Genomic DNA, 18,695 nt, shown 5'->3' on the forward strand with positions numbered 1-18,695 from the left:
ATTTAACTTAAAGGATAAGGATAAGGCTGATTGTTGAGCTTTATCCTTTTTTCTGGTCGAATCAACGTATTTATTGATAATGACCTTACGGTTGTCGCTATGTGCGTGTAAACTTGCTGATAATATTTACAATATCAAAAGAAAATCATATGAATCAAGAAGAAAACTATCCGATTGGAACGCTAGGCAAAAAATGGACTGAAAAAGAAAATGTTCAGTGGTTTAAAGCACAAACGGTAACCCGTTCATATCAAGATGAAGTCGTTGAAAAGATAAACGCGTTAAAAGAAGATTTTGATGTTCTTCAATATGGCGCATTATCGCTTGATGAAAGTCGTTATCCTTTGTATGTGATTAAAACAAAAAACTGGCAAGACAATAAAAAAACAGTTTTAGTGACCGGTGGTGTTCACGGCTATGAAACCAGTGGAGTGCAGGGGGCATTACGCTTTGCCCAAACACAAGCCGGCAAATATGCGGAACACTTTAATATTGTCGTCGCGCCTTGTATTAGCCCTTGGGGTTATGAAACAGTTAACCGTTGGAATTGCAAAGCGATAGATCCCAATCGTTCTTTCTATCAAAACAGCCCAGCCCAAGAGTCAGCAGCGATAATGAAGTATGTTGCCGAGCTCAACAGTGATATTTTTGTGCATATAGATTTACACGAAACGACTGACACCGATAATTCAACATTTCGACCAGCACTTTGTGCTCGAGATGCGATAGAAGAAAAAGAATGGCAAATCCCTGATGGCTTTTATTTAGTCGCCGATAGCGTGAAGCCAGTCGCTGACTTTCAAAAAGCGATTATTGATGCCGTTGAAGAAGTTACCCATATAGCGCCTGCTGACGAAAGCGGTAAATTGATCGGTGTACCCCTTGAGCAGCCGGGCGTTATTAATTATGCTGCGCGCGAGTTAGGATTATGTATGGGCTTAACCAATGCTAAATTCTTGACCACCACCGAAGTTTACCCCGACAGCCCAAAAGTTGATGATGAAAACTGCATTCTAGCGCAAGTGGCTGCTATAACGGGTGGTTTAGATTATATTTTAAAAAGTGAATAACCTGATAAAACCGAAAAATTTGCACACTAAAACATTTTCATAATGCTAAGTTCGTGCTATTTTTCTCTGACATTTAATTTTAGGAATTATTATCCATGCCAAAGGCCAGTGATATAAAGAAAAATGCTGCGGTAGAGCATAACGGAAAAGTATTTATTGTAAGAGATATAGAGCGTTCAGTTCCTCAAGGTCGTGCCGGTGGTAGTTTATACCGTATGCGTATGTACGATGTTGTCACTGGCGGTAAGATTGACGAGACGTTTAAAGACTCAGATATGCTGAACTTCGCTGACCTAAGCCGACGTCCCGCGATGTTTTCATACATCGATGGTGATGAATATGTCTTTATGGACAATGAAGATTACACGCCATACAACCTTAACAAAGAAAGTATTGCTGACGAAGCTCTATTTATTTGTGAAGATACCTTAGGTTTATCAATTATTATTGTTGATGGTGCTGCGGTTGGTATTGATTTACCCCCGAGTGTTGAACTGGTTATTACTGAAACAGACCCATCAATTAAAGGTGGTTCGGCAACAGCTCGCACTAAGCCGGCAATTTTATCTACGGGCTTAACCGTACAGGTGCCTGAACATATTTCAATCGGTGATAAAATCAAAGTGAACACTGAAGAACGTAAATTTATGGGACGCGCTGAGAAATAAAGTCTCGTTTACTTTATCTCCACTTTTATAAAGCCAGCATTTGCTGGCTTTATTGATCTAACCATTAGGTTAGTTGTTAGCGGTGTAACAGTTGGAATCTTTGGTTGAGAATAAGTTTCTTGGTATATTGATGTTTTGGTCGACTGAGAATTTTTGCTGTGTCGCCCATCTCTACAACTTGTCCTTTGCTTAAAACCATTATCTTATCGCTAAAATGCCTAACAATACCTAAGTTATGAGAAATTAAAATATAAGCGAGTCCCATCTGTTCTTGTAAATCGAGCAACAGGTTAATCATTTGCGAGCGTAACGAAGGGTCAAGAGAAGCTAAGGCCTCATCTAATATAATCACCTGTGGTTGTAATATTATCGCCCGAGCTAATGATATGCGCTGTTTTTGACCACCAGAGAACATATGTGGATAAAAATTCATATGTTCAGCGAGCAAACCTACTTTTTGTAATGTTTCTCGTATTAGACAATGGCGGTCTTCTTCATTTAATTTGGTATTGATCAACAAAGGTTCATTCAGTAGTTGCCCAATGGTTAAGCTTGGGTTCAATGTTGTCCCAGAGTCTTGAAATATCATCCGTACATGCTGGCATCTTTGCTTAAAGTCTCCAGGTTGTAATGTTTGGCCATTAAGTTTTATGCTGCCCGTTGAAGGCAGTTCCGCACCAACCAATAATTTTGCTAAGGTTGATTTACCCGATCCGGTTTCTCCAACAATAGCCAAGGTATGGTGAGCTTGTACCTCAAATGAAATCGGTTCGAGTGCGGTAAAATATTTTTGATTAAACCATTTTCTGCCTATTCTAAACGACTTACTTAAGTTATTAACCTGTAATAATATTGGCATATTAATAACTTCCCTTTAGCGAGAAGTGGCAACTAAATTGATGACCATGATAGTTTGTTACCTTAGGTGCTACAACACAGGCCTGTTGAGCTCTAGGGCATCTTGGGCCTAATCGGCAACCTATAGGTAAATGTTGTAAAATAGGAATACTGCCAGGTAGCGCCATTAACCGTGATTTTGCTGGCAAGCCACTATTTGACTTTGGGCTACTATCAACGAGTGCTCGAGTGTAGGGATGAAACGGTTGTTCAAATATGTGCTTGGTGGTACCCGCTTCAACAAATTGTCCGCTGTACATCACTGTAATGGTATTTGTCCAATGTGTGACATTCTCAAGGTCATGACTTATCAATAATATCGACATGTTTTTTAATTGGTTTAAACTCGCCAATAGGCGAAAAATTTGCCCTTGATTGGTACTCTCCATTGCCGCGGTGGGTTCATCTGCAATGAGGAGAATAGGGCGTTTAGCGAGTGCCATTGCGATCATTACTCGCTGACATAACGCTTCATTAAGCTGATGAGGATATTTTTTTAAACAAATTTTATGCTGCTTAATACCGACTTTATGTAAGAGACTAATCGCGGTTTCTTTACGTTGTTGATTTTTTTGCCAAAAATAACCCGTTAATTGTTCGCCATCAACCGCCTCGGTAAGTTGCATCCCTATGGTCATTGTTGGGTCTAAGCACGCCATCGGCTCTTGAAATATCATCGCGACATCTTTTGAAATAATGGCTTTGCGTTCATCAACAGATAAGCGCATTAAATCTTTTCCTCGCCAGTGAAACCTATCAGCGTCAACATGCCACTTTTCATCAAGTACGCCGATAATAGCCTGAGCCAATAAAGATTTTCCTGAACCAGACTCTCCAACTAAACCACGAACTTCACCCTCTTTCATGGTTAAACTGACGCGATCAACCGCTAAAATAGGGTTAGTCGCTGATTTCAGCACAATAGACAAATTTCTGATATCGAGAAGGTTCATTAAGCTTCCTTACTGATTTTAAGGGCGTGTCTCATGCCTTCACCAACTAAATTAGTTGCCACCACGGCAAAAAGAATCGCCAAACCAGGTAGATAAACCGTCCACGGGGCAATATAGAATAAATCGATACCGTTTTTTAGCATCGCCCCCCATTCTGCCATGGGAATTTGTGCGCCTAATCCAAGAAAGCCTAATGCAGCAATATCGAGTATCGCAGCAGACTGGGCTAACGTTGCTTGGCTAATTAATTTCTCTAAAACATTAGGAAAAACAGAGTGATATAAAATTCTAAATGAACTTGCGCCGTCTAATCGCGAAGCCAGAACATAGTCTTTTCTGAACTCTTGAGTAACGACATTACGGGTTATATGAACAAACTGTGGGATAAGCACGATAATAATCGCCCATAAGGTATTGCTCAACCCTGGCCCCAAGATAGCGACAATAACAATTGCCAGCAATAAAGAAGGAATAGATAAAATCACATCAAGAAAATGGTTAAGAAAACTTGATTTTATTCCTGATGTTAAAGCAGATACCGAGCCAATAACACCACCAATACCTAAAGAAATAAGCACCACAACAAAACTTAAGCCAAAAGTCAGTGATGTGCCGTGCATTAAGCGAGACAACATGTCACGACCCAAATTATCGGTGCCTAATAAAAAACTGACATTACCATCTTCGTGCCATGCTGGTGGCAGTAATAAAAAATCTAAGTGATTTTCAACGGGAGTATAAGGTGTAATAAAAGGTGCAAATAAAGCGAGAATTGTTAAGAAAATAAAACAGCTAAAACCTATCATCACTACGGGTTTTACTTTGAAATTATGCCAAAGTTGCAGTAATGGTGAAGGAAACTCTTCCTCTAAGTATATTTTATCACGCGCCATTTCGACTCTCTCTTGCTAAAGGATTAAGTGCTGCATAGATAAAATCGATGACAATATGCACAATAAAAATAAAACTAGAAAGCGCTAAAAGCCCACCTTGAATTGAAGTATGGTCACGCTGAAATATACTTTCTATTAACCATCGGCCGATGCCTGGCCAGCTAAAGATAACTTCAGTCACCATGGCAATAGTTACTAAGTTAGCAAACTGTAAACCAACATCTCGAATAACGTGCACCATAGCATTTCGTATCGCGTGATGATAAATAATTTGCTTAAAGCTTAACCCTTTTGCTTTAGCCGCACGTATGTATTGGCTGTCGAGCACATCCATCATTGCCGTGCGAGCTAAGCGTACAAAGATGGTCGCTGGAGCTAGGGCGATAACACACGCAGGTAGAAATATATGTGCGCTGGCATCTTGAAAGGCTTGCCACTTATAAGGACTGTCACTTAATAAAATATCTATAAACTGTATGCCAGTAACATGTTCTATTTCAAACACTAAGCTGAGCTGTCCTGCTGATGGTAACCAACCTAATTGGATAGAAAAAATAAGAATGGCTAATAGGCCTAACCAAAAAACAGGAATTGAATAACCCAGCATAGAAATAGTTAAAATAATATTATCGGTAGCTTTACGGTGTTTAATGGCGGCAATAAAGCCAATAGGAATACCAAAGACCATAGCAATGAAAAGTGCCACTAAAGACAGTTCAATTGTCGCGGGTAAAAAGCGCATGATCTCGTTACTTATAGACAATTGGCTGGCCATTGAAATACCTAAGTCTCCCTGGAAAAGATGACTTATATACGAAAAGTATTGCTGAGCAATATTATTATTTGTTTGATACTGCTCAGCTAAAACTATCAATTGCTTAGGTGTCGCATTTATTTGCCCAGAAATATTGATTAACTGTTCACCAGGAAATAAAAAGCTCAAACTAAAAGACAGCAATGTCAGTAGAAACATGGTGAAAATGAATAAGTTTAGACGGCGTAGGGTAAATATCAGCATATTAGTTTTTACTCACCCTGCTAAAGTCGATGCCACCAAAGGGAGATAATAGTTCACCTTTAACAATGTTTTTCCTTGCTTGAAATCGTTTAGAGTGAGCAATGGGAATTAACGGCACTTCAGTTGAAATAATCGCTAACGCTTGACTATAAAACTTTTTACGTTGGGCCACATTTGTTGTTTCTAATGCTCGCTGTATTAAGTTATCAAACTTTTTATGACACCAAAATGTTCTGTTGTTACCACTTCTAGCTGATGAACAGCTCAACAGTGGTGTAAAAAAGTTGTCTGGGTCTGGGTGATCCGCCGACCAGCCTAATAAAACACTCTGATGCTCACCTTTTGACAGCTGTTCAAGAAAAGAGCCCATATCGAGAGAGTTTTCAATTAACACATTAATACCTATTTTCTTTAAATCGGCTTGAATTAACTTTGCCATAGTAACCGCGTCTGGATTATATGCCCGTTGTACCGGTAACGCCCAGAGATTCATAGTAAAACCGTTAGGAAAGCCAGCCTCAGTTAGTAATCTTTTAGCTTCAGCTAAGTCAAATGTTTGCGGTAAAGTATTCTTATCATAAGCCCAAGAGGTTGTTGGTAATAAACTATGTGCTATATCGGCTCTAGATTGATAGACAGTATCAATAATGGCTTGCTTGTTAACGGCTAATGCAACGGCTTGACGTACTTTTACATTATTAAAAGGTGGCTTTAAGGTATTAAAGCCAAGATAACCGACATTAAAAGAAGTCACCGCTTGTAGCTCTAATTCAGGTTTACTTTTTATTTTGTTATGAGCAATGGGGAAAGCAATTACATCACATTCACCCGCTAATAATTTTGTTAATCGCCCTGTATTACTCGGCGTTATATCAAAAATAAGTTGCTCTAAAGTACTTGGTTGATCCCAGTACGTTTTATGGGGAGCATAGCGAATATAGGCGCCGGGACGATAATCTTTTAGTTTAAAGGGACCCGTGCCAATGGGCAGCGTGTCTATTTCTCGCTTAATATTTTTTAACACTAAGGTGTCAGCATATTCCTTTGATAATATAACGGCAAAGTCACTGGCAATGTTAGCCAAAATTGAACTGTCTGCGTATTTGAACTTAAAACGTATAGTGTATTCATTGATTTTTTCAATACTTTCAACGACATTTGAAAAACTTACACTTTGAAAAAAAGGGTACTTTCCACCCGAAACTTGATGAAAAGGGTGCTTAGGTAATAAAATACGGTTAAAACTGAACAGTACATCATCGGCATTAAAAAAACGTGTTGGGGTAAAATAATCGGTTTGATGAAAGGCAACATTTTTGCGTAAATAAAAAGTAACCATTTTACCGTCACGCGTCACATGCCATGACTTTGCTAACGACGGAGCAATAGTGTTTTCTTCGCCTCTAAATGAAATTAATCGGTTGTAGAGTTGATTAGACGTAGCATCAATGGTGGTACCAGAGGTAACCGTTTGCGGATTAAAACTTTCAGGAGAGCCTTCAGAGCAATAGACAATACTATGGTCAGTTAATGAGGGATCATTATCAATATCACATGCCGTTATCCAACATAAAAATGGCAAGGTCATTATCTTCAATAAATGTTTTTTAACAGCGAATATCGACATATAACTCAACTACCCTTCGTCTACTGCACTTTCTAATAAGTTATACTTTTTCAAGTAACCTCTTAGTTGATGATAGGTTAATTTGAGTGCGTCGGCAGTTTTCTTTTGGTTATACTGACAATTTTCTAAAGCTGATTGAATCAAATCAATCTCATAGTCTTGAGAAAGGTCTTTTAATGATAAAGGGAAGACCAATGATTGACTAACAGGCAACTGTTGATGGATCACCTCTTGGCGTTTTTCTTCGTTGTTCTCTTTATCAACACTCGGCGCTGCTACCGATATCCTGTCTTGGGTTTTAATACGCTGAGAAGGTCGGTAAGGTGACTCAAACGGGTCAATGACTAAGTCATGCACGGGTAAGTGTGGGTTATTACAACGATAAACACTACGCTCGACAACATTTTTTAATTCTCGTACGTTTCCAGGCCAATGATATTCAAGCATGGCACGTTTCGCTTTTTCAGTAAAACCACTAAAGAGCTCAAACTCTAATTCGCGCGCCATGTTAATCGCAAAGCTTTCAGCTAACATCATGATGTCTTCAGTACGTTCTCGAAGTGGTGGTAGGGTGATAACATCAAAAGCAAGTCGGTCAAGTAAATCTGCTCTAAATTCACCCGCATCGGCTAAGGTGGGTAAGTCTTCATTGGTTGCGGCAATTAAGCGCACATTGGTATTAATAGTTCTTGAGCCACCCACACGCTCAAACTCACCGTATTCAACGACTCTTAATAGTTTTTCTTGTATTAACCCCGAGGTATTGGCTATTTCGTCAAGAAAGAGGGTGCCATTGTCCGCACGCTCAAAACGACCTTCATGGCGTTTACTCGCGCCGGTGAATGCACCACTGTCATAGCCAAATAATTCTGTTTCTAATAAATTTTCATTTAATGCCGCACAATTAAGCTTTAAATAATTTTGATCCCAACGTTTAGATAAGTAATGAAGCCGAGCCGCAATAAGCTCTTTACCTGTCCCTCTTTCTCCAATAATAAGCACAGGTTTACTCAAAGGCGCTACTTGTGAGACTTGCTCTAAAACTTCAAGAAAATTATTTGCTTGTCCAAGAAGGTTATCCTTTTGGTTAAAACGCGACATTACTTGACCTAATAATTGGTTTATTTCACTAACAAATAGTGTATTTTATTAATCACCAGGTTTGAAGTGTTTTTTTTAATTATAATAACTTTATTTAAAACATGAAGTTAAGTTAATAGTAAAACTTGGCGCAAAACATGAATAAAGGATATCAGTAACATTAAATTAAATTATTGAATGAGGAAGTTGTTATGGGTATTTTTTCTAGGTTTACAGATATTATTAATTCGAATATTAACAACCTGTTAGATAAAGCAGAAGATCCTGCAAAAATGGTACGATTGATCATTCAAGAAATGGAAGATACTTTAGTTGAAGTACGTTCGTCATCTGCTAAAATTTTAGCAGATAAGAAAGATTTATCTCGTCAAGCGACTCGTTTTGAAAAAGATGAGCAACAATGGCAAGAAAAGGCTGAACTAGCCTTAAGCAAAGGCCGTGAAGATTTAGCAAGAGCGGCGCTCGTTGAAAAGAAAAAGTGTGCTGAGAATGCATTGTCACTTTTAGATGAGTTGAACCACGTTGATGATCATATTGCTAAATTACAAAGTGAAGTTTCTCAGTTACAAGAAAAATTAGCGGATGCAAAAGTAAGACAAAAAGCAATTATCATGCGAGAAAAAACAGCGACGTCTCGTTTAAAAGTGAAAAAGAATATCGATAGTGGTCGAGTTAATGACGCACTGAGTCGCTTTGATAGTTATGAACGTAAAATTGATGATATCGAATCACAAGTTGAGTCCCTTGATTTAGGGAGCAAATCATTAGCAGATGAAATCTCTGATTTAGAATCTGATGAAAATATTGATGATGAATTAGCGCAATTAAAAGCTAAAATGAAATCAGATAAGAAAAACTAAATAACTCAGTTTGTGTTGAATAACTTATAAGGAGAAGTACTGTGGAAGAACTTATAATGGTTCCTGTCATCATTTTTATGTTGTTAGTTGCCCCTATTTGGTTGATTTTACATTACCGAAGTAAGCGCCAGATAACCCAAGGTTTTAGTGAAGAAGAGTACAAGCAATTATCTGAACTTTCTGAATTAGCCGATAAAATGACCGAGAGAATTAAAACGCTTGAAGCTATTTTAGATGCTGAAACACCTGACTGGAGAAGCAAGGTATGACAGACAAGCGCCGTGGTGAATTATACAGAAACTCGAGCCAAGGAAAAATTGCTGGCGTCTGTGCTGGTCTAGCTGATTACTTTGGCTGGGAAACATGGTTAGTGCGTATTCTAGTGGTTTCGGGTGTTTTACTAGGTATGGGTTGGTTTGTGGTTATTTATATTGCTGGTTGGTTTATTTTAGATAAAAAACCAGGCGCTACCGCTAAAAAACCACAACCAGCACAATCACAATATGCATCAGCTACCATGCACACAGAAGAAGAACTTTCTTCTGAGTCTATCAAGGTGAAGTCGCGTATTTGGCAATCTGGAGAGCCGCCTAAACAAGCTTTTCAGGATATTAGACATAAATTTAAATCCCTAGAAAGGGAAGTTCGAGCGATGGAGCATTATGTTACCTCACCTGAGTTTACTGTTTCTCGAGAAATCAATAAGTTGTGATCAACAAAAAATTAAAAAGCGGCTTTTGCCGCTTTTTTAGCTTGTTCGCTTAACAAATAGTTAAGCGTACGACTTGTCTTTGTGATTAAGTGTATCCATTAAATATTAATATAACTTTCAGTAAGATAATTCATGGCATTTATAAATAAAAAAAAGCTGAATAAATTAAAGCAAAAAGCGAGTGATTTATTAAATCGAACGCTCGACCAACACGTTACTTTGGCCGTTACAGGTCTCAGTCGTAGTGGCAAAACAGCCTTTATTACTTCTTTAGTCAACCAACTCGTTAATGAAAGCAATCATTCACAGCTTGGTTTTTTTAATGTTGTTCATCAAGGGCGCTTCATTGCCGCTAAACGAGTGCCTCAAAAGCATTTACACATTGGCCGTTTTGAATATGACCGAGCAATGTCAGCTTTTTCGCAAAATGAACCAACATGGCCTGAGCCGACCCATGGTATTAGTGAGATGCGACTTGCTATTCGTTATAAGCCCAAAGAGTCATTGTTGAAATATGCCAGTGATACAGCAACTTTATACCTAGATATTACTGATTATCCAGGAGAGTGGTTACTTGATTTACCGATGTTAAATCAAACGTTTGAACAGTGGTCACAACAAACAACAGCATTATTGCTTACCGAACCTAGGTTTAAATCAGCAGAAAGCTTTATAGAAAAAGTGAATCAAATAGATCCCTTTGCCAAGGTCGATGAGCAAAGGTTGGCTGACTTATCAAAAGAATATACTGAGCTTTTATTACACTTTCGTCACGAACTTGGTTTGTCGGTTATTCAGCCCGGACGCTTTATTTTACCTGGAGAATTAGCAGATGCGCCCATTTTGCAATTTTTCCCTTTCACTGCTTTTGAAACAATGGATAAAAATGCTTATCAAAATGCCAGTGATGACTGTTTAATCGGTATGCTAAGAGCAAGGTTTATTGAATATAAAGAACGTGTTGTTAAAGCTTTTTATAAAGAACATTTTGTTAATTTCGATAGACAAATTGTATTAGCAGACTGTTTAACTCCGTTAAATAATGGTCCTGAGAGTTTTGCTGATTTGAAAACAGCGATGACCATGATCATGGAAAGCTTTAGCTATGGTCAAAGTAGTTTGTTTTCTCGTTTGTTTGCGCCAAAAATTGATAAGTTATTATTTGCTGCGACCAAAGCTGACCATGTTACGCCAGAGCAACACCATAACTTAGTAAAATTACTCGACCAGCTTGTTTATCAAACTAAACATCAGTTAAATTATGATGTTATTGAAATGAAAACACTGGCGCTAGCTTCTGTTAAAACGACACAAGCAGGAACGAGTCGTTACCAAGGGCAAGACATTCCTGTGCTTCGTGGCAAACGCTCTGAAAATGGAGAGCTAATTACGGTTTTTCCGGGTGCGGTGCCGAGTAAATTACCCGAACAAGATTATTGGCAGCAAGAGACTTTTAATTTTATTAGCTTTGCTCCGATGGATCCGATTGGACAACATGAATGTCTACCTCACCTGCGTATGGACCAAGTAATGCAGTTTTTACTTGGTGATAAAATGAAATGAAATGATTGTTGATGTGTTGGCCGCTAAGCATAGTGCTTACCAGCCATCGATACGCATGGATCAAGTGATGCAGTTTTTACCCTGTGATAAAATGAAATGATTATTGATGTGTTGGCCGTCAAGCATAGTGCTTACCAGCCATCGATACGCATGGACCAAGTAATGCAGTTTTTACTTGGTGATAAAATGAAATGATTATTGATGTGTTGGCCGTTAAGCAAAGTGCTTACCAGCCATCGATACGCATGGACCAAGTAATGCAGTTTTTACTTGGTGATAAAATGAAATGATTGTTGATGTGTTGGCCGCTAAGCATAGTGCTTACCAGCCATCGATACGCATGGATCAAGTGATGCAGTTTTTACCCGGTGATAAATAAAATGATCGACCTTGATAAATATAAGAATGAAGCAAGTAATACAATTTTGCTTGGAGATAAAATAGATGAATGAACTCGATGAAAAATACCAACAGCAAATTCTTTTTGAAAATGATGAGTTAACGACAAAGAAAAGTCATTTACCTTCAAATGGGCAACAAGTTATTGTCGGTAATGACGATTGGCAGGCATCAGAAGATTTATCATTAATTAAGCAAGGGTATTTAAATGATGATAACCCACAGGAAAAAACTAGGCCTCGCTGGTTATGGCGGGTTGTAGGCATTGTTTTTGCTGGCGTTGTTATGGTAGAAACCTTTACATTTTTTCAACAGGGCTTTGCTCAATCTCCTATTTTAGCTGGTATGTATGGTGTTCTGCTCTTTGGTTTGTCAGTTATTGTTGGTTCAACGGCGATACGAGAGTATTCAGCATTAAGACAATTTAAACGCCAGCAAAGTACACAAGCAAAAGCAAAAGATATATTAGCAACTGACTTAGCTTCCCCTCGACATATTGACGCAAAAGCTTTATGTGAAAGCATTTCAGCAAACTTACCTTGTGATTTGATGTCTGAGCATGAAAAAAGTTGGCAGTCGTTGGTCAAAGAGGAATACAGTGATGAAGAGTTACTCCAATTATACTCCCGTGAAATACTCTCAAAAGTTGACGAGAAAGCATTAGATGAAGTCGCTAAGTTTTCAACGGAAGCCGTAGTATTAGTTGCTTTAAGCCCGATTGCTCTTGTTGATATGATGCTAATTTTTTGGCGAAATTTACGGATGATTGACAAAATTGCCGGCCTTTATGGTTTAAAAATTGGCTACTGGAGTCGAATAAAATTAATTAAACAAGTTTTCGTTAATATGGCTTATGCCGGCGCGAGTGAGTTAGTCATTGATTTAGGAGCTGACTTGGTTGGTGCTGAACTATTAGGGAAATTATCTGCGCGCATGGCACAAGGACTCGGCGCGGGTATGTTAACGTCACGCCTGGGTATTCAAACTATTAAGCTTTGTCGACCCATTCCTTTTGAAGAAAACACCCCTAAAATAGCTCAAGTGAGGAAAAAAATACTCAGTCAGGTAAAAAAATTATTAATAAGGTAGTTTTATTTCTTGTGATGTATAAATAAGTTGTTTTTATCTTATTGATTTTATTTGTTATTGTTTTTGTATTTACATTTTTGTAATTTTTTCTATACGCTATTATTGTCTGGTTAAATAATAGTCAGTTAGCGTTTGGTATTTTTCCCGTCAAGCTTGTTTTATTATCAGTGAAGAACATGACTCACTCATTGGTGAGTGAATAATGATAAAAATTAAAATAAGGTAATATCATGGGGATGGCGACGAAGTATATTTCGCGAGTTGCTGATGAAAATGGTCACATTCATTGGTCAGATGAAGAAAATAGCGTTTGGCAGGAATTGATCACTCGTCAATTAAAATGTGTTGAAAACAAAGCGTGTGACGAATATAAATTAGGCTCAAAATTATTAAATTTACCACATGACCGAATTCCACAGTTGGCAGAAGTTAGTAAAGTACTTAAAGAAACAACAGGTTGGCAGTGCGAGCCAGTACCGGCATTGATTGGTTTTGGTGCGTTTTTTAAGTTGTTATCAGAAAAAAAATTCCCAGTAGCTACTTTTATTCGCAGCCGAGAAGAGTTTGATTATCTGCAAGAACCTGATATTTTTCATGAAATATTTGGCCATTGTCCTTTATTAACCAATAAGTCGTTTGCTGATTACACTGAGGCTTATGGAAAAATGGGTCTTAATGCGACTAAAGAGCAAAGAGTATTTTTAGCTCGTTTATATTGGTTTACGGTCGAGTTTGGTTTATTAGATACCCCTGAGGGTATTAAAGTTTATGGCGGTGGTATTTTGTCTTCACCGAGCGAAACCATTCACGCGACTGAAAGCGAGATTGTTGAACGTGAAAAACTTAACATACTTGACGTATTAAGAACGCCATATCGAATAGATGTTATGCAGCCTATTTATTATATGCTGAATAAAGTAAGTGATTTAGATGATTTAAGAAAGTTTGAAGTGGCTGATATTATGGAGTTGGTTGAGCAAGCACAAGCCTTAGGCTTACACCCAGCGAAGTTTCCAGCAAAAGAAATTAATAATGTGAGTTAAGGAAAAATAATGACTGAGCAATTATCTGTACAAAAATGTGAAGCATGCCAAGTTGGCGCGCCACAAGTGAGTGATGAAGAGTTACCGGCACTATTAGCACAAATACCAGACTGGATCCCTGAAGTACGTGACGGGGTTATGATGCTTGAACGTGAGTATAAATTTAAGAACTATAAATTATCATGGGCATTTGCAAATAAAGTCTCTACATTAGCCGAAGAAGAATTCCATCATCCAGCGATTTTATTAGAGTGGGGCAAAGTAAAAATTACTTGGTGGACACATGCTATTAAAGGGCTACACCGTAATGATTTTATTTGTGCAGCAAAAACTGACAAACTTTTGTAATATTTGCTTACATTAGATAATAGCAGCCTCCTACCTCAGGGGGCTTTTTTTTGTTGTACAAATTAGTTTACAATACCGAACAGGAATACTTGGCTATTAAGGTAAGGTAAATGCGTTTAGAAATTGTTTGTTGCGATCGAGTCGGCATTGCCCGAGAAGTATTAGAAATATTTGTTGAACATGAAATCAATTTACGTGGCATTGAACTAAAGCAGCCAGGCGAAATTTTTATCAACATACCTGACTTAGAATTTAGCCAATTACAAACTTTTATGCCACGTTTACGTTTAATTGAAGGCGTGAATGATGTAAAAACAACACCTTTTATGCCCTCTGAACGTGAGCGCAATGAACTCTCCACGCTCATTAAAACTTTTCCTGATCCCTTTATATCTATTGATGCAAAAGGTGATATCCGTATTGTAAATACCGTAGCTGCCGGTATTATGGGCTGTAAAGATCATGAAATTATTGGCGATAATGTTGGCAATTGGTTAAAAGGCTTTAACTTTAATCGCTGGTTAGATGCCGATGAAGTACTTGCTCAAACGCGTCGCTTAAAGTTTCAAGATGATGACTTTGTGGCTGATATCATGCCTATCCATGTGACCGATCAAAGCGGTATCCCCGTTTTAGCGGGTGCGGTATTAATTTTAAAATCAGAAGCACGTTTAGGCCAACAAATAAGTGCTTTTAAACAAGCGAATGAAAATAATTTTGCCGGTATACAAGCAAGTAGTGGCTCGATGCGTAAAGTTATTCGTGAAGCAAAACGCATGGCACTCCTTGACTCTTCAATGCTCATTGTTGGTGAAACGGGCACGGGCAAAGAGCTGTTAGCTCATGCTTGTCACGCCGCGAGTGATCGCAGTAACAAACCTTTTATGACTTTAAGCTGTGCAGCATTACCTGATGACGATGCAGAAACAGAACTTTTTGGTGCAGGTTCAAAAGGCGAGAATAAAGCTAAACGGGGTTTATTTGAATCAGCAGACGGTGGCACAATATTTCTAGATGAAGTGGGGGAGATGTCACCTAAATTACAAACTAAAGTACTGCGTGTCATTCAAGATGGTACTTTTCGTCGCGTCAATGACGAGGAAGAGATTAGGGTCAATGTCAGGATCATTAGCTCAACCAACTGTGACCTGCTTAGCATGGTTTCTACCGGCGATTTTAGAGAAGACCTTTACTACCGTTTAAATGTACTTGGACTAAATATACCTTCATTACGTGACCGACGTTCGGATATTATCCCTCTGGCTGAATTTTTTATTGTAAAATTTGGTCAACGTATTGGTAAAACGATTGTCACTATGTCAGATGACTGTCGTGATTTTATCGAACATTATCCTTGGCCAGGTAATGTTCGTCAGCTCGAAAATGTATTAATTCGTGCGGTATCATTAATGGAAGGCAGTATTGTGATGACCTCTCATCTGCAATTACCTGCATATACACGTGAACATGGTTATCTAGAAAAGGAATTTGAAGGAACTTTAGATGCTGCGGTTAAAAGTTTTGAAGCTGATTTACTTAGAAAACTATACCCGGCTTATCCTAGTACTCGACAATTAGCGAAAAAATTAGGATTAAGCCATACCGCCATTGCAAATAAATTACGTGAATATGACATCAATAAAAAAACCGTTAAAATTTAAATAATTCATACAGATAACAAATAGAGATATAAAATGAAACTTTTTGGTTATTGGCGTTCGTCCGCTGCATATCGAGTAAGAATTGCTTTGCACTTGAAAAACATTGATTGTGAATCTGTACCCGTTCATTTAGTTAACAATGGCGGTGAACAGCACAGTGCAGCTTATATTGCACTTAATCCAACCCATTTAGTTCCAACGTTAATTGATGAGACAGTTGATGGCGACTTGGTGCTAAATCAAAGTATGGCAATACTTGATTACCTTGATAATAAATACCCTCAACCACAGCTCTATCCTGAAAGTATTTATGCTAAAGCACAAGTGCAAGCACTTGCCTTAGATATCGCGTGTGAAGTACACCCAGTAACAAACTTACGTGTACAACAATATCTCGTCAATACACTAGGTGCTGAAGATAGAGATAAATTAGCTTGGAGTCACCATTGGATGAGCATAGGTTTTGCTGCCTTTGAAGAAAAACTACAAAAGGTATCAGGAAAATACTGCTATGGTGATGATGTCACTATTGCTGATCTTTGCCTTGTTCCACAAGTTTACAATGCAAATCGTTTTAAAGTAGATATGTCAGCATTTCCGCTTATTAATGCCATTGTTGAGCGTTGCAACCAGTTACCCGCTTTTATAAAAGCACTACCAGAAAATCAAGACGATGCTATTTTATAATTGTTAAGTAATAATATAAAAAGATAAAAACTCAATTTCAAATAAAAGTTATTTTAGATCACGTATTCCCTTGCAACTTAGATGAAAACGGGTTGCAATGGTTATTCATCATGCATTCTTTAGATAAATTGAATATTAGGTACCTATGGAAGATCAAGCGCAAAAAGGTAAACAAACCTCCTGGGGCATTATTGCCGTTATTATTGCTATAGTGATAGCCGCCTTAGTTTGGTTATATATGTCATCGACAACCGAACAAGAAGTTGTTGAAGTGGCGCCAGTGGCTATCGTTAAAGCTGAAATTCCGCCCGAGCCTATAGTAGAGCCGATATTAACTGAAGAAGAAGTTTTTCCTTTAGTTGTGACAGAACCCGTCGTTGCTATTGAGCCTGAACCGATATTACCAACCTTAAATGAAAGTGATGTTTGGTTACAAGAAAAGCTACCAAGTTTTACCTGGCGTAAAGAACTGTTAAAGTTGGTCATTGATAAAGATATGATCCGCCGTTTTGTGGTATTCACTGATAATTTTGCACAAGGTAATATCGCTTACGCTCATAGTCCGTTAATTAAACCTAATACTAAATTTTTAGCAAATGAGGTTAGCAACGGGGCAAGTAGTGATTGGAAGTGGGATGAGTCAGCAGCGCGACGTTTTACACTTTATGTTGATTTACTGCGTTCATTTGACAGTGAAACACTGGTGCAGTCGTACTTTGAAATGAAGCCTTTGATTGATCAAGCTTATGCAGAGCTAGGCTATCCAGACGACAACTTTACTGAGGTTTTACATGATGCTATTACCAAGGTCTTGGATATGGAAATTCCAAAAGAATCATTAGACTTAGTTCGCCCCAGTGTGATGTTTCGCTTTAAAGATGAAAAAATAGAAGCCCTTGATGCTGCCGACAAACTGTTATTACGTTTAGGTAAAGAAAACCTATTGGTGATTAAATCAGTCTTATTAGAAATTAATGAACGGTTGGCACGCGAGCGTCCATAATTTAAAGGTAATTCCAAGCTAATTTTAAGGTGATTTTAGCTATACACCTGCTAGTGTGGTTAAAAAAACAGCGAACGATTTTATTTATATAACTAGCGCTTGCATCAAGCTAAATCTTTAGCCATAATTCGCGCCGTTGAAGTGAGAACGACAACTTTCTATGGTGACCCTTTCGGTCCCCTCGCAATGATACTCTGTGAACTCGGCCAGATCCGGAAGGAAGCAACCGCAGCAGACGACTCATGTGCCGAGGTGTGGCTGCTAGGGTTGCCACCACTCTTTTTATCAATCACTTACAATCTTTAGCTACCTTGCAACTTTCAGTACCAACTCTTTACGACTAAAATTCCCCATTTATACATTCGAGCCGGTATTTATCGCTAGCGAAATAATTCCATCTAAAGTTCCAAGAATATCCCGTAACAAACAAGCCAAGAAAATATCAACTTACCGACAGATGATTTTACTGGCAGCAATGTCATTTAAAGGGGGTATGATACTTGTCAGCCGTTAATAAATTATTTGCTAATGTCATCACACATTTATAAATCCTACTTGTAAGCACTGAAACGCTCAAAAATGAGTGCAAAGGGATAATGCAGGTCTATTTATGTCTTTATACTTTTAAGGCCATTTGAGTGGGTTAGCTGGTTTCTGATGAAGTGAAAAGCATTTAGCTAGTTAATGGCTAAAAAATGAATATTAATCGGTATTAAAACTTTAACGGTTTAATATAAGGGCAGGTCATCATTTAAAGGGAATGCTTAAGGGTAAAAGAAAAGCAAGTGAGCATTGACTTGACCACTTGCCTTCTTAATAAATCAAAGAACAGTAGTTAAGTGTTATGAGTTTTCATAAACTCTATTGCCTTACTAATAGCAACTTTTACATTGTTTTCCATTTCAAAACGTTCTGAAGCAGGTAAGTAGAATGACATATCAACTTCATGTCTAATATAACGAGTGGGTAGTTGATTTAGCACTACACAGGTTAGGTCAGCAATAAAATCAGCTTCATATTTCTCTTCTAATTTTAGCGCGGCAAAATGTTGTACGACTAGTTTTTCATAATAGTTATGAATGTCATCAGATATTCTCATTCCA

19 protein-coding genes and 1 other RNA gene are annotated in these 18,695 nt (G+C 38.1%); 13 read left to right on the plus strand and 7 right to left on the minus strand.

From position 1 onward, the window contains the following. The first annotated feature begins 149 nt into the window (after nucleotides 1–149). A complete protein-coding gene (locus H4J69_RS00565) occupies nucleotides 150–1,070 on the plus strand; it encodes a M14 family metallocarboxypeptidase (protein ID WP_182244082.1) in 921 nt (306 codons plus the stop codon). 95 nt (nucleotides 1,071–1,165) lie between these two features. Further along, entirely contained in the window at nucleotides 1,166–1,738 is a 573-nt protein-coding gene (gene yeiP / locus H4J69_RS00570) for an elongation factor P-like protein YeiP (RefSeq protein ID WP_182174511.1), read from the plus strand. 76 nt (nucleotides 1,739–1,814) lie between these two features. Here yeiP and H4J69_RS00575 read toward each other — a convergent pair whose 3' ends face one another. Genes H4J69_RS00575 through pspF form a run of 6 tightly spaced genes read right to left on the minus strand, consistent with a single transcriptional unit; the run spans nucleotide 1,815 to nucleotide 8,227 of the window. Beyond that, nucleotides 1,815–2,597, minus strand: a complete 783-nt coding sequence (locus H4J69_RS00575) for an ATP-binding cassette domain-containing protein (protein ID WP_182214938.1) — start codon at nucleotides 2,595–2,597, stop codon at nucleotides 1,815–1,817. A 1-nt stretch (nucleotide 2,598) separates the two neighbouring features. After that, nucleotides 2,599–3,588, minus strand: coding sequence for an oligopeptide/dipeptide ABC transporter ATP-binding protein (locus H4J69_RS00580; RefSeq protein ID WP_182214940.1), 990 nt, complete (start codon nucleotides 3,586–3,588; stop codon nucleotides 2,599–2,601). Then, a complete protein-coding gene (locus H4J69_RS00585) occupies nucleotides 3,588–4,481 on the minus strand; it encodes an ABC transporter permease subunit (protein ID WP_182214941.1) in 894 nt (297 codons plus the stop codon). The genes H4J69_RS00580 and H4J69_RS00585 overlap by 1 nt, the downstream gene beginning before the upstream one ends. Continuing rightward, nucleotides 4,471–5,499 (minus strand): ABC transporter permease, encoded by a 1,029-nt coding sequence (locus H4J69_RS00590; protein ID WP_182214943.1) that lies wholly within the window; start codon nucleotides 5,497–5,499, stop codon nucleotides 4,471–4,473. Before H4J69_RS00590 ends, H4J69_RS00585 begins: the two co-directional genes overlap by 11 nt. Nucleotide 5,500: 1 nt before the next feature. Then, entirely contained in the window at nucleotides 5,501–7,126 is a 1,626-nt protein-coding gene (locus tag H4J69_RS00595; RefSeq protein WP_259364600.1) for an ABC transporter substrate-binding protein, read from the minus strand. A 9-nt stretch (nucleotides 7,127–7,135) separates the two neighbouring features. Continuing rightward, complete coding sequence (gene pspF / locus H4J69_RS00600) at nucleotides 7,136–8,227, minus strand: phage shock protein operon transcriptional activator (RefSeq protein ID WP_182244083.1); 1,092 nt, start codon at nucleotides 8,225–8,227, stop codon at nucleotides 7,136–7,138. Between the two features lie 191 nt (nucleotides 8,228–8,418). Between pspF and pspA the strand changes: the two genes are divergently transcribed. The 11 genes from pspA to ffs all read left to right on the plus strand — a co-directional run bounded on the left by pspA (nucleotide 8,419) and on the right by ffs (nucleotide 17,859). Next, nucleotides 8,419–9,087: a phage shock protein PspA gene (gene pspA, locus H4J69_RS00605; RefSeq protein WP_182214946.1), complete on the plus strand. Its 669-nt coding sequence runs from the start codon at nucleotides 8,419–8,421 to the stop codon at nucleotides 9,085–9,087. A gap of 56 nt (nucleotides 9,088–9,143) precedes the next feature. Continuing rightward, nucleotides 9,144–9,356, plus strand: coding sequence for an envelope stress response membrane protein PspB (gene pspB, locus H4J69_RS00610; RefSeq protein ID WP_182214984.1), 213 nt, complete (start codon nucleotides 9,144–9,146; stop codon nucleotides 9,354–9,356). Next, a complete protein-coding gene (gene pspC, locus H4J69_RS00615) occupies nucleotides 9,353–9,799 on the plus strand; it encodes an envelope stress response membrane protein PspC (protein ID WP_182214948.1) in 447 nt (148 codons plus the stop codon). Before pspB ends, pspC begins: the two co-directional genes overlap by 4 nt. Before the next feature lie 132 nt (nucleotides 9,800–9,931). Beyond that, nucleotides 9,932–11,362 carry a YcjX family protein gene (locus H4J69_RS00620; RefSeq protein WP_182214950.1) on the plus strand — a complete coding sequence of 477 codons (1,431 nt, stop codon included), beginning with the start codon at nucleotides 9,932–9,934 and terminating at the stop codon, nucleotides 11,360–11,362. 444 nt (nucleotides 11,363–11,806) lie between these two features. Next, nucleotides 11,807–12,850, plus strand: coding sequence for a YcjF family protein (locus H4J69_RS00625; RefSeq protein WP_182244084.1), 1,044 nt, complete (start codon nucleotides 11,807–11,809; stop codon nucleotides 12,848–12,850). A gap of 230 nt (nucleotides 12,851–13,080) precedes the next feature. Next, nucleotides 13,081–13,893 carry a phenylalanine 4-monooxygenase gene (gene phhA / locus H4J69_RS00630; RefSeq protein ID WP_182214954.1) on the plus strand — a complete coding sequence of 271 codons (813 nt, stop codon included), beginning with the start codon at nucleotides 13,081–13,083 and terminating at the stop codon, nucleotides 13,891–13,893. A gap of 9 nt (nucleotides 13,894–13,902) precedes the next feature. Then, nucleotides 13,903–14,241 (plus strand): 4a-hydroxytetrahydrobiopterin dehydratase, encoded by a 339-nt coding sequence (locus H4J69_RS00635; RefSeq protein ID WP_182221589.1) that lies wholly within the window; start codon nucleotides 13,903–13,905, stop codon nucleotides 14,239–14,241. A gap of 110 nt (nucleotides 14,242–14,351) precedes the next feature. Then, nucleotides 14,352–15,902 carry a transcriptional regulator TyrR gene (gene tyrR, locus H4J69_RS00640; protein ID WP_182218000.1) on the plus strand — a complete coding sequence of 517 codons (1,551 nt, stop codon included), beginning with the start codon at nucleotides 14,352–14,354 and terminating at the stop codon, nucleotides 15,900–15,902. Nucleotides 15,903–15,935: 33 nt separating this feature from the next. Beyond that, nucleotides 15,936–16,589 (plus strand): maleylacetoacetate isomerase, encoded by a 654-nt coding sequence (gene maiA / locus H4J69_RS00645; RefSeq protein WP_182217998.1) that lies wholly within the window; start codon nucleotides 15,936–15,938, stop codon nucleotides 16,587–16,589. A gap of 145 nt (nucleotides 16,590–16,734) precedes the next feature. Next, nucleotides 16,735–17,592 (plus strand): DUF3014 domain-containing protein, encoded by an 858-nt coding sequence (locus tag H4J69_RS00650; RefSeq protein ID WP_182217997.1) that lies wholly within the window; start codon nucleotides 16,735–16,737, stop codon nucleotides 17,590–17,592. A gap of 170 nt (nucleotides 17,593–17,762) precedes the next feature. Continuing rightward, an RNA gene (ffs, locus tag H4J69_RS00655) (signal recognition particle sRNA small type) lies at nucleotides 17,763–17,859 on the plus strand. 568 nt (nucleotides 17,860–18,427) lie between these two features. Here the strand turns inward: ffs and H4J69_RS00660 are convergent. Beyond that, nucleotides 18,428–18,691, minus strand: a complete 264-nt coding sequence (locus H4J69_RS00660; RefSeq protein WP_070374088.1) for a late competence development ComFB family protein — start codon at nucleotides 18,689–18,691, stop codon at nucleotides 18,428–18,430. Nucleotides 18,692–18,695 lie beyond the last annotated feature (4 nt).

Source organism: Colwellia sp. BRX10-9 (assembly GCF_014077405.1).
In the GTDB taxonomy this organism is placed as follows: domain Bacteria; phylum Pseudomonadota; class Gammaproteobacteria; order Enterobacterales; family Alteromonadaceae; genus Colwellia_A.